The organism is Rhodovulum sp. DZ06 (genome assembly GCF_050586345.1).
GTDB lineage: Bacteria > Pseudomonadota > Alphaproteobacteria > Rhodobacterales > Rhodobacteraceae > JBOCEF01.
This window is the reverse complement of sequence record NZ_JBOCEF010000014.1, coordinates 17,480-30,100: the sequence shown is the minus strand read 5'-3', so window position 1 is coordinate 30,100 and position 12,621 is coordinate 17,480. Positions and strand designations below refer to the sequence as shown.

The 12,621-nt window shown below is 71.8% G+C and carries 12 protein-coding genes and 1 pseudogene; 11 read left to right on the top strand and 2 right to left on the bottom strand.

Annotated elements, in window-relative coordinates; translation table 11 throughout:
• Nucleotides 1-127: 127 nt before the first annotated feature.
• Nucleotides 128-706 (bottom strand): hypothetical protein, encoded by a 579-nt coding sequence (locus tag ACQ5SO_RS08535; RefSeq protein ID WP_430941167.1) that lies wholly within the window; start codon nucleotides 704-706, stop codon nucleotides 128-130.
• A gap of 16 nt (nucleotides 707-722) precedes the next feature.
• Nucleotides 723-2,738 (bottom strand): DNA topoisomerase IV subunit B, encoded by a 2,016-nt coding sequence (gene parE / locus ACQ5SO_RS08530; protein ID WP_430941166.1) that lies wholly within the window; start codon nucleotides 2,736-2,738, stop codon nucleotides 723-725.
• A gap of 368 nt (nucleotides 2,739-3,106) precedes the next feature.
• Here parE and rplU point away from each other — a divergent pair.
• From rplU to ACQ5SO_RS08475, 11 genes and pseudogenes are all read left to right on the top strand, one after another.
• Nucleotides 3,107-3,418, top strand: a pseudogene (gene rplU / locus ACQ5SO_RS08525) (50S ribosomal protein L21); the annotation flags it as partial.
• A gap of 30 nt (nucleotides 3,419-3,448) precedes the next feature.
• Nucleotides 3,449-3,718 (top strand): 50S ribosomal protein L27, encoded by a 270-nt coding sequence (gene rpmA, locus ACQ5SO_RS08520; RefSeq protein WP_430941165.1) that lies wholly within the window; start codon nucleotides 3,449-3,451, stop codon nucleotides 3,716-3,718.
• A 210-nt stretch (nucleotides 3,719-3,928) separates the two neighbouring features.
• The gene (locus tag ACQ5SO_RS08515) at nucleotides 3,929-4,498 is read left to right on the top strand and encodes a GNAT family N-acetyltransferase (RefSeq protein ID WP_430941164.1); all 570 of its coding nucleotides are present in this window, start codon (nucleotides 3,929-3,931) and stop codon (nucleotides 4,496-4,498) included.
• A 52-nt stretch (nucleotides 4,499-4,550) separates the two neighbouring features.
• The gene (gene obgE, locus ACQ5SO_RS08510; protein WP_430941163.1) at nucleotides 4,551-5,579 is read left to right on the top strand and encodes a GTPase ObgE; all 1,029 of its coding nucleotides are present in this window, start codon (nucleotides 4,551-4,553) and stop codon (nucleotides 5,577-5,579) included.
• Nucleotides 5,580-5,744: 165 nt separating this feature from the next.
• On the top strand, nucleotides 5,745-6,185 hold the full coding sequence (locus ACQ5SO_RS08505) for a hypothetical protein (protein WP_430941162.1): 441 nt from the start codon (nucleotides 5,745-5,747) through the stop codon (nucleotides 6,183-6,185).
• A 131-nt stretch (nucleotides 6,186-6,316) separates the two neighbouring features.
• Nucleotides 6,317-7,540, top strand: coding sequence for a glutamate 5-kinase (proB, locus tag ACQ5SO_RS08500; protein ID WP_430941161.1), 1,224 nt, complete (start codon nucleotides 6,317-6,319; stop codon nucleotides 7,538-7,540).
• A 141-nt stretch (nucleotides 7,541-7,681) separates the two neighbouring features.
• On the top strand, nucleotides 7,682-8,956 hold the full coding sequence (locus ACQ5SO_RS08495; protein ID WP_430941160.1) for a glutamate-5-semialdehyde dehydrogenase: 1,275 nt from the start codon (nucleotides 7,682-7,684) through the stop codon (nucleotides 8,954-8,956).
• 277 nt (nucleotides 8,957-9,233) lie between these two features.
• Entirely contained in the window at nucleotides 9,234-9,914 is a 681-nt protein-coding gene (locus ACQ5SO_RS08490) for a TetR/AcrR family transcriptional regulator (protein WP_430941159.1), read from the top strand.
• Between the two features lie 182 nt (nucleotides 9,915-10,096).
• Entirely contained in the window at nucleotides 10,097-10,738 is a 642-nt protein-coding gene (gene maiA, locus ACQ5SO_RS08485) for a maleylacetoacetate isomerase (protein ID WP_430941158.1), read from the top strand.
• A gap of 104 nt (nucleotides 10,739-10,842) precedes the next feature.
• A complete protein-coding gene (locus ACQ5SO_RS08480) occupies nucleotides 10,843-11,778 on the top strand; it encodes a sulfotransferase (RefSeq protein ID WP_430941157.1) in 936 nt (311 codons plus the stop codon).
• Nucleotides 11,775-12,620, top strand: a complete 846-nt coding sequence (locus ACQ5SO_RS08475; protein ID WP_430941156.1) for a hypothetical protein — start codon at nucleotides 11,775-11,777, stop codon at nucleotides 12,618-12,620. The genes ACQ5SO_RS08480 and ACQ5SO_RS08475 overlap by 4 nt, the downstream gene beginning before the upstream one ends.
• Nucleotide 12,621 lies beyond the last annotated feature (1 nt).

Here is a 12,621-nt window from a genome sequence, read left to right as displayed (position 1 = left end):
GGCGTCCCTCGGCCGCGCCCCGCCGGGGGCGCCGCCCGGCACTCGTCCCGCCCGGGCAGGAGCGGTCGAACTGCGTCCCCGGGCGCCCCCGGGGCGGGCCCGCCGCGCCGCCCGTCCCGGCGCCGCCTCAGTCGATCTGGAGCGAGCGCTGGTCCACCGCCCGCCGCTCGGCCGAGTTGCCGAACACCGACCAGATCAGCTTGTCCAGCGCCCGCTTCGCGAAGGCGGCGTCGCGCGTCTCGGGGCTCGGCGCTTCGGCCTTCACGCTGCCGACCGCCAGCGTCCGGTCTCCGTCGCACAGCGCCACGTCCGCGGTGAACCCGGCCTTCGACAGCGGCGCGTCGCGCCCCATCGCCTGGGTCAGCGCGCAGATGTCCCGCGCCTCCATCGGCGCGCGGGCGTTGAAGATCAGCACCAGCCGCACCGCCTCCTTGTCCGCCAGCTCCACCGGGCGCGCGGTGAAGGGCGCGTCCTCGGCGTAGCTGTCCGGCCGCGCCAGCAGCGCCGCGGTGTCCGCCTGCGACAGGCCCGGATAGGGGGTGCGATGCATCTCCACCTCCCGCGCCTCGAGCAGGTAGGTGCTGTCATAGGACATCTGCCGGTTCACCAGCGAGACGTCGATCCGCTCCTCCGCCTCGCCGCAGCCGAGCAGCGGCAGGCACAGGCCCGCGAGAAGGAGGGGGCGCAGGGGCAGGGCGCTCTGCATGGGGGTCTCCCGTGGCTCAGACGTCGAGATCGGCGGCGAAGCGCGCGTTCTCCTGGATGTAGGTGAAGCGCTTCTCGGCCTTCTTGCCCATCAGCCGCTCGACCAGCTGGCCGGTCTCGCCCGGCTCGTCCTCGTCGATCGACACCCGGATCAGGGTGCGCGAGCGCGGGTCCATCGTGGTTTCCTTGAGCTGCTTGGGCATCATTTCCCCGAGGCCCTTGAAGCGCCCGACCTCGATCTTGCCGCGCCCCTTCGAGAGCTCGGCCACCAGCTCGTCCTTCTCGGCGTCGTCCTTGGCGTAGACGGACTTGGCGCCCTGCGTGACCCGGAACAGCGGCGGCGCGGCGAGGTAGAGGCGCCCCGCGTCGATCAGCGGCCGCATCTGGCGGAAGAAGAAGGTCATCAGCAGCGAGGCGATATGCGCCCCGTCCACATCCGCGTCGGTCATGATGACGATCTTCTCGTACCGCAGATCGTCGAGGTTGAACTTCGAGCCCGGCGTGACCCCGAGCGCCTGGCACAGGTCCTGGAGCTCCTGGTTCTGGGCCAGCTTCTCGGTCGTCGCGTTGGCGACGTTGAGGATCTTGCCCCGCAGCGGCAGCACCGCCTGGTTCTTGCGGTTGCGCGCCAGCTTCGCGGACCCTCCCGCCGAGTCGCCCTCGACGAGGAAGATCTCGGTCCCCTCGCGGGTGTTCGAGGAGCAATCCACCAGCTTGCCCGGCAGGCGCAGCCGCTTGGTGGCGGATTTGCGCTGGGTCTCCTTCTCCTGGCGCCGGCGCATCCGTTCCTCGGCGCGCAGGATCAGGAAGTCGAGGATCGCCTCGGCCCGCTTGGGGTCCGCCGCAAGCCAGGTGTCGAAACGGTCGCGCACCGCGCCCTCGACGAGGCGCGACGCCTCGGTGGTCGAGAGGCGGTCCTTGGTCTGGCCGACGAATTCGGGATCGCGGATGAAGGCCGAGACCAGCGCCCCCGCCGCCCCCGCCACGTCGTCGCGGGTGATCTGCGCGGCCTTCTTCTGGCCCGTCAGCTCGCCATGCGCGCGCAGCCCGCGGACCACCGCGTTCCAGAACCCCGCTTCATGCGTGCCGCCCTGCGGGGTCGGCACGGTGTTGCAGTACGACGAGACGAACCCGTCCCGCGCCGGGGTCCAGCTGATCGCCCATTCGACCGACCCGGCGGTGTCCGGGTCGAAACGCTCGTGGAACTGGACCTTGCCCGCGAAGGGCTCCTCGGAGAGCTGGAGGGACTTGCCCATCGTCTCCTTGAGGTAATCGGCGAGGCCCCCGGGGAAGTGGAACACCGCCTCCGAAGGCGTGTCGTCCCCCTCGGCGATCAGCGAGGGGTCGCATTTCCAGCGGATCTCGACGCCCGAGAAGAGATACGCCTTGGAGCGGACCATGGTCATCAGCCGCTTGGGCTTGAACCCTGCCTTGGCGCCGAAGATCTCGGTGTCCGGCACGAAGGTGACGGAGGTGCCGCGCCGGTTCGGCGCCGCGCCGACCTCCTCGACCGGGCCCAGAGGCTTGCCGCGGCTGAAGCCCTGGCGGAACAGGGCGCGGTTGCGCGCGACCTCCACCATCATCTCCGAGGACAGCGCGTTGACCACCGAGGCGCCCACGCCGTGCAGGCCGCCCGAGGTCTGGTAGGCTTTCCCCGAGAACTTGCCGCCCGCGTGCAGCGTGCACAGGATCACCTCCAGCGCCGACTTGTCGGGGAACTTGGGGTGCGGGTCGATCGGGATGCCGCGGCCGTTGTCGCGGATGATCAGCCGGTTGCCCGGCTGCAGGTCGACCTCGATCCGGCTCGCGTGGCCCGCGACCGCCTCGTCCATCGAGTTGTCGAGGACCTCGGCCGCCATGTGGTGCAGCGCGCGCTCGTCCGTGCCGCCGATATACATGCCCGGGCGCATGCGCACCGCCTCGAGTCCCTCGAGCACCTCGATGGAGCTGGCGTCGTAGCCGGACTGGTCCGCCGGACCGTCATGGAAAAGTCCGTCGTCCTGGGGCCCGGTTCCGGGCTTGGGGTCGGCCATGCTGGATGCGCTCCCGACTCTGTTGTTTGACTGCTCTGCAGCCAGTATCGGCCAGCGCGGCGGCGGCTTCAATGCGCGCCCGCCCGGCGGGGCGGGATTTCGCCCCCCGCAAGGCCCCGCGCAATGCTTGACAAGCCGCCCCCGCCCATGGATAAGGCCGCTTCTCCCGCCCGGACGCGTCCGGTGCGGGGCGCGTGCCTTGGCCGCGGCCCGACAGGGTCCGGGCAGGGGGCGCAAGATCCGCTCCGCATCCGCGGGGCGCGCAGTTCGAAGGCGGGGCGATCGCCCCACAAGCGCGCCGACCCGGGGGATCCGCCCCCGACCCGGCGCCGCCGCAGGACGCGGAACCGAAGGGAAGGACACGCGATATGTTCGCCGTGATCAAGACCGGCGGCAAGCAGTACAAGGTCGCCGTGGGCGACGAGCTTGCCATCGAAAAGCTGGAGGCCGAGGCCGGCGCTCCGATCGAATTCACCGAGGTGCTGATGGTCGCCGGTGAAGGCGAGCCCGTCATCGGCGCCCCGCGCGTCGCCGGCGCGCTGGTCAAGGCCGAGATCGTCGACCAGTTCCGCGGCCCGAAGGTCTACACCTTCCACAAGCGCCGCCGGAAGCACTCGTCCAAGCGGCTCAAGGGCCACCGTCAGTCGCTGACCTCGGTGCGCATCACCGAGATCGTCGCGGGCTGAAACGCAAGCTGAAGGAGACAGACAATGGCTCATAAAAAAGCAGGCGGTTCGTCCCGTAACGGCCGCGACTCCGCCGGCCGCCGCCTGGGCGTCAAGAAGTATGGCGGCGAAGCCGTCATCCCCGGCAACATCATCATCCGTCAGCGCGGCACCCAGTACTGGCCGGGCGTGAACGTGGGCATGGGCAAGGACCACACCCTGTTCGCCACCGCCGAGGGCAAGGTGACCTTCAAGAAGGGCCTCAAGGGGCGCACCTTCGTGAACGTGGCCGAGCTGCCGGAAGCCGCCGAGTGACGCGGCCCCGGGCGGCCCCGCGCCGCCCGGAGCGAATGATACCGCAAGGGGCCGACGGCGCGCCGTCGGCCCCTTCGCGTCTTTCTCCCGCCCGCCGCGAAGCGCCCGCCAGAGGCGTGGAGGACGGGGGATCCCGGACCGGCGCCCCCGCGCGCCGCCGCGCCGACCGCGGGCCCTGAAGGGCCGCCGCCCCGGAGGAGGGTGAGAGCGATGACTGACGAGGCTGGAAGCCTGACCCCGACCCGCGCCGCGCCCATCGCGCTGCGCGCGCCCGAGCCCGCGGACGCGGGACCGATCGGCATGTGGCTCTCGGATCCCGAGGTCGCGCGCAACCTGACCCAGATCCCCCACCCGTACCCGCCCGGCGCGGCGGAGACGATGGTGGAGCGGGCGCTGGCCGGGAAGCGCGCCGGGCCGCTCTGGGTCATGGCGCGGGGGGATGAGCCCGTCGGCCTCGTCTTCGTCAACGCCGCTTCGGGCGAGGGCGCGGGCCCGCAGGACCTGCGGATCGGCTACATGGTCGGCCCGCCCTGGCGCAACACCGGCTGCGCCACCGAGGGCGTCGCCGCCGCGGTGGACGCGCTGTTCGACGCGGGCGCCGAAACGGTGACGGCGAATGTCTTCACCGACAACCAGACCTCGGCCCGGGTGCTGACCCGGGTCGGCTTCGCCTATGAAGGCGACGGCATGGAATGGTCGGCGGGCCGCGGCGCCGCCGCCCCCTGCTGGCGCTACCGACTGACCCGCGCCGCGCGCGCGGCCGCACGGGACCGCGCCTGACCGGGCGCGGCCATGCGGCCCGCGGGACGCGGGCGCATCCAAGGAACGGGACATGAAATTCCTCGATCTCGCCCGCGTGCACCTGCGCTCCGGCGCCGGCGGCCCCGGCTGCATCAGCTTCCGGCGCGAGAAATTCATCGAATACGGCGGACCCGACGGCGGCGACGGCGGCCGGGGCGGCGACGTGATCGTCGAGGCGGTCGAGGGGCTCAACACCCTGATCGACTACCGCTACCGCCAGCATTTCTACGCCCAGAACGGCGAGCACGGCATGGGCAAGCAGCGCAGCGGCGCCAGCCGCGACGCCGTGGTCCTGAAGGTTCCCGTGGGCACCGAGATCCTGGAGGAAGACCAGGAGACGGTGATCGCGGACCTGACCGAGGTCGGCCAGCAGGTGCTGCTGTGCAAGGGCGGCAATGGCGGCTTCGGCAACCTGCATTTCAAGACCGCGACCAACCAGGCCCCGCGCCGCGCCAACCCGGGCCAGCCGGCGGTGGAGCGCACGGTGTGGCTGCGGCTGAAGCTGATCGCGGATGCGGGCCTCGTCGGCCTGCCCAACGCGGGCAAGTCGACCTTCCTGTCCGCGGTGTCCAACGCCCGGCCGAAAATCGCCGACTATCCCTTCACCACCCTCGTGCCGAACCTCGGCGTCGTCGGCGTCGACGGGCGCGAATTCGTGATGGCCGACATCCCCGGCCTGATCGAGGGCGCCCATGAAGGCCGCGGCATCGGCGACCGGTTCCTCGGCCATGTCGAACGCTGCTCGGCGCTGCTGCACCTCGTCGACATCACCGCCGAGAACCCGATCGAGGATTACAAGGTGATCTGCGGCGAGCTCGAGGCCTATGCCGAGGAGCTGGCGCAGAAGCCGCGCATCGTCGCCCTGTCCAAGATCGACGCCGTGCCCGCCGAGGACATCGCCTTCTGGCGCGAGGAACTCCAGGCCGTGGGCGCGACGGACGTGCTCGCGCTCTCCGCCGCCTCGGGGCAGGGGATCGAGGACGCCTTGCGCAGGATCATGGCGCAGATCGATGCGGACCGCGATTCTGGCAAGGACGAAGACGAGCCCTGGCGGCCCTGACCTGACGGGGCGGCGGGGCCCTTGCGGAGGACCACCCCCATGACCGCCCTGCACCTGCCTTCCCTGCACCTGCCTTCGCTGGCGCGCGCCCCGGCCCGCCTCCTCGGGGCGCTCGCGCTCCTGTCGCCGGCCGCTTGAGCGCAGGCCAGCCGCCCCGAGCAGATGGTGGCCGAGCCGGCCCTGGCCGGCCCGGTCGCCGGCCCCGGCTATGCCGTGGAGAAGGTGATCGGCGGCGAGGAGACCAGCCCCATCGCCATGTCCAAGGTCTCGGACGGCGCGTTCCAGCAGGCGCTGGCGGAATCGCTGCGCCGGATCGGGCTGCTCGACCCGGCCACGGGGCTGAAGATCACCGCCACGCTGATCGCGCTCGACCAGCCCATCGTCGGGTTCGACCTGACGGTGAAGGCCACCGGGCGCTACCAGGTCCATGACGCCGAGGGGCGCGAGCTCTACGACGAGATGTTCACCACCCCCTGCAAGGCGCCCTTCAGCAGTTCGCTGCTGGCGGTCGAACGCCTGCGCCTGGCCAACGAGGGCGCGATCAAGGCCAACATCGCCGCCTTCCTCGAGGACCTGGTGAAGACCCGCCACGCCGCCGGGGGCTGAGGCGCCCGCACGCCGCCCCTTGCCCCCGGCTCGCCGCGGCGCAATAAGCAGGGTCCGGCCCCGCGCGGGGCCGGACCCTGAATCGCCCCCGGGACCCGTCCCGCCGGGCCGCGCCGCCGGAGGGCGCCACGATGACCGCCAGCGCAGACGAGACCGGGATGACGGGGATGGCTTCGGCCACGCCGCTGGCCCATGCGCGGCTGGTGGCGGTCAAGATCGGCTCCTCGCTGTTGGTCGACCAGGCGACGGGAACGCTGCGCAAGACCTGGCTCGCGGGCCTCGCCGCCGATATCGCGGCGCTGCGGGCGCGCGGCTGCCAGGTGATCGTGGTCTCCTCCGGCGCCATCGCGCTGGGGCGCCGCCCGCTCGGGCTGCCCGCGGGCAAGCTGGCGGTCGAGCAGGCCCAGGCCGCCGCCGCCGTCGGGCAGATCCGCCTCGCGCAGGGGTGGGAGGAGGCGCTGGCCCCCCATGGCATCCCCTCGGCGCAGGTGCTGCTGACCCTGGCCGACACCCATGACCGTCGCCGCTACCTCAATGGCCGCGCGACGCTGAAGACGCTGCTGGACCTCGGCGCCTGCCCGGTGATCAACGAGAACGACACCGTGGCGACGGACGAGATCCGGTATGGCGACAATGACCGCCTCGCCGCCCGCGTGGCGCTGATGGCCGAGGCGGACGCGCTGGCGCTGCTCTCGGACGTGGACGGGCTCTACACCGCCAACCCGCGCAGCGACGCCTCGGCCCGGCGGCTGGATCGCATCGGCCGCATCACGCCCGAGATCGAGGCGATGGCCGCTGGCGCCGGCAGCGATGTCGGCACCGGGGGGATGCGCACCAAGCTCCTGGCGGCCAAGACGGCGCTGTCCGGCGGCTGCGCCATGGCGATCTGCCTTGGCGACGTGGACCGGCCCCTGTCGCAGCTGGCCGAGGGCGGGGCCGCGACCTGGTTCGTGCCCGAAACCTCGCCCGTCAATGCGCGCAAGCGCTGGATCGCGGGAATGAAGCCCGAGGGGCGGCTGGTGGTCGACGCCGGCGCCGCCCGGGCGCTGGCCCGCGGCGCCTCGCTGCTGCCCGCCGGGCTGCGCGGGGTGGACGGGGCGTTCGAGCGGGGCGATCCCGTCGCCATCGCCACCCAGGAGGGCGACGCCATCGGCGCCGCGCTCTCGGGCTATTCCTCGGACGAGGCGCGCGCCATCGCGGGCCTGCAGACCAGCCAGATCGAAGCCGCGCTCGGCCACCAGGCCCGCGCCGCCGTCGCCCATCGCGACGACATGGTGATCTGGGACGATGCGACCGCGGAAGCGGCCGCCCTCCCGTCGCCGAAGCCGACCGTCCCGGGCCCGCGCCCGGACTGATCGTTTTCGCGCGCATGGGCGGTCCTTCGGGCGTCGCCGCCCCGCCGCGAAGGCGGGGGGCGGCGGCGGCTGGCATACCGGCCCGCGATCCGCTAGACCCTTCGCACCCCTCCAAAGACGGCGCCCAGGGAAGGAAGACCCATGCTTGACGACAAGTCGATGGACGTGAAGGCCGTGATGGCCGAGATCGGCGCGAAGGCCAAGGCCGCCGCCGCGCAGCTGGCCTTTGCGGCGCCCGAGGCGAAGGCGAAGGCGCTGGAGGCCGCCGCCGATGCGCTCGAGGCCCGCGCGCAGGAGATCAAGGACGCCAATGCGCAGGACATGGAATTCGGGCGCGAGAAGGGGCTGAGCGCCGCCATGCTCGACCGGCTGGAGCTCAACGACGACCGCATCAAGGCGATGGCGGACGGGCTGCGGGCCATCGCGGGGCAGGAGGATCCGGTCGGCGCGGTGATGGAGGCGTGGGAGCGTCCCTCGGGCCTGAAGATCCGCCGCGTGCGCACCCCCCTCGGGGTCATCGGCGTGATCTATGAAAGCCGCCCGAACGTGACCGCCGACGCCGGGGGCCTGTGCCTGAAATCCGGCAACGCCGCGATCCTGCGCGGCGGCTCGGAATCCTTCCACTCCACCCGCGCCATCCATGCCTGCCTCGTGGACGGCCTGCGCGCGGCGGACCTGCCCGAGGACGCGATCCAGGTGGTCCCCACCCGCGACCGCGCCGCGGTGGGCGAGATGCTGACCATGACCGGGACCATCGACGTGATCGTGCCCCGCGGCGGCAAGGGCCTCGTCGGCCGGGTGCAGGCCGACGCCCGCGTGCCGGTCTTCGCCCATCTTGAAGGCATCTGCCATGTCTATGCCGACCGCGACGCCGATTTCCCCAAGGCGCTCAAGGTCATCCTCAACGCCAAGACCCGCCGCACCGGCATCTGCGGCGCGGCCGAGTGCCTGCTGATGGACGGCCCCTATGCCGAGGCGCACGGGGCCGAGACCATCGGCGCCCTCCTTGATGCGGGCGTCGAGGTGCGCGGCGACGCGGCGGTCCAGGCCATGGATGCGCGCGTGGTCCCCGCCCAGCCCGACGACTGGGGGCGCGAGTATCTCGACAGCATCATCGCCGCGAAGGTGGTGGACGGGGTGGACGGCGCGATCGAACATATCCGCGCTCATTCTTCGAGCCATACCGAGGCGATCCTGACCGAGAACGACGCGACCGCGGACCGCTTCTTCGCCCGGGTCGACAGCGCCATCCTGATGCGCAACGCCTCGACCCAGTTCGCCGACGGGGCGGAGTTCGGCATGGGCGCCGAGATCGGCATCGCCACGGGCAAGATGCATGCGCGCGGGCCGGTCGGCGCGGTGCAGCTGACCTCGTTCAAGTACCTGGTCGAGGGGGACGGCACGACCCGCGCCTGAGTCGTCCGGCCGCCGCTTCGCGCGCTGTTAAGAAACCCGCGCCATCCTCAGGGTGGCGCGGGAGTCGTTTGCAGGCCGGTTTCTCCCTATGCGCGCATGGTTAACTTCGCATTCACCCGGGTTTCGGGCCGATTCACTTTGACGCCTTTGAAGGGTTGCCCCGACGTCATTGGAAATTAGCCCTAATTTTTAGCAAACCTGTTGGTAACCCATTGATCGGCCCAAATTTCCAACGCAATATCCCCCGCAAGAAACGAAACCGTTCAGGAGCTTATCAATGCACGACGGCAACCCCGCCGATCACGCCCCGCAGGCTCAGGCGGACGCCGAGGTTCAGACGCGCCGTCCGCGCGGCCGGCCGAAGGTCATGCCGGACGCCGAGCAGGCGCGCATCATCCTGGAAAATGCAGAACGGCTGTTCCTCGAGCAGGGCTTCTCCGGCGCCACGATGAACGACATCGCCGCCGCCTGCCGGATGTCCAAGCGTACCCTCTATCGTCTGTTCCCCTCGAAGACCGAGATGTTCGCCGAGCTGGTGCGCCGTCACCGCAAGCGGATGGTGGACCTCTCGGAGATCCCCGACGACATGCCCATCGCCCAGGCCCTGCGCCGCGCGATGAGCGCGGATCTTGACGAGGGCGCCGCGCGCAGCCGCGTTCACCTTCTGCGGATGGTGATGATGGAGGCCGAGCGCACCCCCGACATCGCCCGCGTGGTGCAGCGCGAGGCCGCCGGCGGCGCGCGTCCCGAGCTGGCCGAGTTCCTGGCCAAGCGGGCCGAGCGCGGCGAGATCGTCATCCCCGACGCCGACCGCGCCGCGGAAATGCTGATCGACCTCGTCTACGGCGCGCTGATCCGCCGCCGCGACGGCGCCTATGGCTGGCGCAATGTCGAGGAGCGTCGCCGCAACATCGAGACCGGGATCGACCTGTTCCTCAACGGCGCCATCCCGCGCTGAGCGGGACACATTGACAACGCAACGGTTTTGCGGCGGGGTGACCTCCCCGATCTTCGCCGCAGGACGCCCATGACGCCCCCGTTTTCACAGCCCGCCGCGCATCGCGTCCCGGGCGGAGACGTCCGCTCCTGCGCCGCCCGGCGCGCGCCCGCGCGCCGCCCCCGAGCAGCCAGGAAGCCCTCATGATCCTTCACAACTACTTCCGCTCCAGCACCTCGGTGCGCCTGCGCGTGGCCCTGAACCTCAAGGGCCTCGCCTATGACTACGTGTCCTACGCGCTGCAGAAGCAGGAGCAGTCGGCCCCCGATTTCCTCGCCCGCAACCCGCAGGGGCTGGTCCCGGCGCTTGAGCTCGAGGACGGCGCGGTGCTGCACCAGTCGCTGGCGATCATCGAGTGGCTGGACGAAACCCATCCCGACCCGGCGCTTCTGCCCTCGGACCCGATGCTGCGTGCGAAGGCCCGGGCCTATGCCTACATGATCGCGTGCGAAATCCACCCGCTGAACAACCTGCGCGTCCTCAACACGCTGCGCTCCGAGTTCGGCGCCGACGATGCCGCCGTCGCCGCCTGGTTCCGCAAATGGGTCGAAACCACCTTCACCCCGCTTGAGAAGATGCTGGCCGAAGCCCCTGAAACCGGGACCTTCTGCATGGGTGAGACGCCGACGCTGCCGGACCTGTGCCTCTATGCCCAGGTGTGGAACAACAAGCGCTTCCAGGTCGACATGGCGCCGTTCCCGACCATCTCCCGCATCTTCGACGCCTGCGACGCGCTCGAGGCCTTCGCCAAGGCCGCCCCGCCGGTTCAGCCGGACGCGTTCTGAGGGGGCGCGTTCCGAGGGGGCGCGTTCCGAGGGGCCGCGCAGGCTTTCCTTAACCCTCCGCCGCTAGCGTCCCCACCACTGGGGGCAGAGCGGCGGAGGACCCGATGACCGACCGGCCCGGCATGGTCGACGCGATGGTGATCGGCGCGCAGAAGGCGGGCACCACCTGGCTGTGGGAAGCCCTGCGCCGCCGCGCCGATGTCTTCACCCCCCCGGTGAAAGAGCTTCACCACTACGATCACCGCCATATCCCCGCGAACCGGGCCTGGACCCACCGGCACCTGCGCCGCGGCGTCCGCCAGGCGCTGCGCTGGCACGTCAACCGCGCCAACCCGTTCGACCGGGACTGGATCGACTATCTCGTCGATCTCGCCGACCGCGCGCCCTTCACCCAAGGCTGGTACGCCCGCGCCTTCGCCCGCGCGCCCGCGGGCGCGCTGCGGCTGGACGTGACCCCGGAATACGCCTCGCTGCCGCCCGAGGGGGCCGCCGAGGCGGTCGCGGACAACCCGGGTCTGAAGGTCGTCCACGTGCTGCGCGATCCCGTCGACCGGGCGCTGAGCCAGGTCCGCATGGGCTTCGCCCGCCGCAAGCTTGCCGCCCCGGGGCGCGAGGATTGGGCGCAGGCGCTGGCGGACCCGGATCTCGCGGATCGGTCGGACTATGCCCGCCACCTTGCGACCTGGGGTGCGGCGCTGCCGCCGGATCGCATTCTTCGCCTGAATTTCAGCATGTTGCGGGATGATCCTGCGGCGCTGCTTGACCGGGTGGAGGGCTTCTTCGAGCTTCCCCCCGCAGCCCGCCCGGCGGGCTTCGCCGACGCCGTCCATGCCGGTCCGCGGATCGAGGCGCCGGCCTGGGTGCGGGCCGATCTCGACGCCCGCCTCGCCCCCCAGCGCGCGGCGATGGCGCGGGCGCTCGCCGCCGCGCAGCCCCCACGCCTGCGCACCGATCTGGGTCCCGGTCTGGACCTCGCGCCGTCGCCCGCCACCCCCTCCCGCGCCGGGCAAATCCTGTCGCTGGTCCGGGGGCGGGGATGAGCCTGCCCTTCTTCATCCTGACGCTGCCGCGCTCCGGCTCCTACCACCTGGTCAGCCTGCTCGACAGCGCGCCCGACCTCTCCTGCCATGGCGAGGTGTACAAGCGCGACCGGGTCGAGCTCGCCCCCGCCACGCGCCGTCGCCTCGGGCTTGGACCGGCGGAGGTGGCCCCGCGCGACGCGATGGGAATGGACCTTGTGAAGGCGCTCCAGGGCAGGGGAAAGCCAAGCGGGTTCAAGGCATTCCCGCAGCATCTTGAGGCTTTGCCTCATCGCCGCGCGCTGCTGTTCGGCCAGGGCCTGCGCCGCGTCGCGCTGACCCGCGATCCGCTGGCCGCCTATCTCTCGGCCCTGCGCGCCCGGGCGACCGGGCGCTGGGTGCGCATGGCGGGTGAGGCCGCGCCGCCGGTGATCCCGATCCGTTACGATCCCGATGAGTTCGAGGCCCGCCTCGCCGCCCGCGCCCGGTTCGACCGCCTCCTGGACGAGATCGAGGCCGCCGCGCCCGGAACCCTCCACCGCATCGACTATGACCGGCTGTCCGATCCCGGCGCGCTGACCGGGCTGCTGCGCTTCCTCGGCTCGCGGGCCGAGGGCGCCGCGCTGCGATCCGACCGCGCGCGCCAGCACTGCCACCCGCCCTTCGCCGGGGTGCAGAACCCCGGGGAGATGGAGGACCACCAGCGCGCCCTCGGCCGCCCCTTCCCGCAGGACGCCCCGCAGAACGCCCCGCGGGCCGCCCCGGACGGCGCGCCGGCCGCGCCCCCGGCGCGGCGCGGGCGGGCGAGCGGGGGCTTCATGCCCCCCGAACCCGCCCGCTCCCCCGCCGCGACGCGGCGCTGAG

Coding starts and splice junctions, on each gene's coding strand:
- ACQ5SO_RS08535 (WP_430941167.1), bottom strand. CDS start 706: ATGCAGAGCGCCCTGCCCCTGCGCCCCCTCCTTCTCGCGGGCCTGTGC.
- parE (WP_430941166.1), bottom strand. CDS start 2,738: ATGGCCGACCCCAAGCCCGGAACCGGGCCCCAGGACGACGGACTTTTC.
- rpmA (WP_430941165.1), top strand. CDS start 3,449: ATGGCTCATAAAAAAGCAGGCGGTTCGTCCCGTAACGGCCGCGACTCC.
- ACQ5SO_RS08515 (WP_430941164.1), top strand. CDS start 3,929: ATGACTGACGAGGCTGGAAGCCTGACCCCGACCCGCGCCGCGCCCATC.
- obgE (WP_430941163.1), top strand. CDS start 4,551: ATGAAATTCCTCGATCTCGCCCGCGTGCACCTGCGCTCCGGCGCCGGC.
- proB (WP_430941161.1), top strand. CDS start 6,317: ATGACCGCCAGCGCAGACGAGACCGGGATGACGGGGATGGCTTCGGCC.
- ACQ5SO_RS08495 (WP_430941160.1), top strand. CDS start 7,682: ATGCTTGACGACAAGTCGATGGACGTGAAGGCCGTGATGGCCGAGATC.
- ACQ5SO_RS08490 (WP_430941159.1), top strand. CDS start 9,234: ATGCACGACGGCAACCCCGCCGATCACGCCCCGCAGGCTCAGGCGGAC.
- maiA (WP_430941158.1), top strand. CDS start 10,097: ATGATCCTTCACAACTACTTCCGCTCCAGCACCTCGGTGCGCCTGCGC.
- ACQ5SO_RS08480 (WP_430941157.1), top strand. CDS start 10,843: ATGACCGACCGGCCCGGCATGGTCGACGCGATGGTGATCGGCGCGCAG.
- ACQ5SO_RS08475 (WP_430941156.1), top strand. CDS start 11,775: ATGAGCCTGCCCTTCTTCATCCTGACGCTGCCGCGCTCCGGCTCCTAC.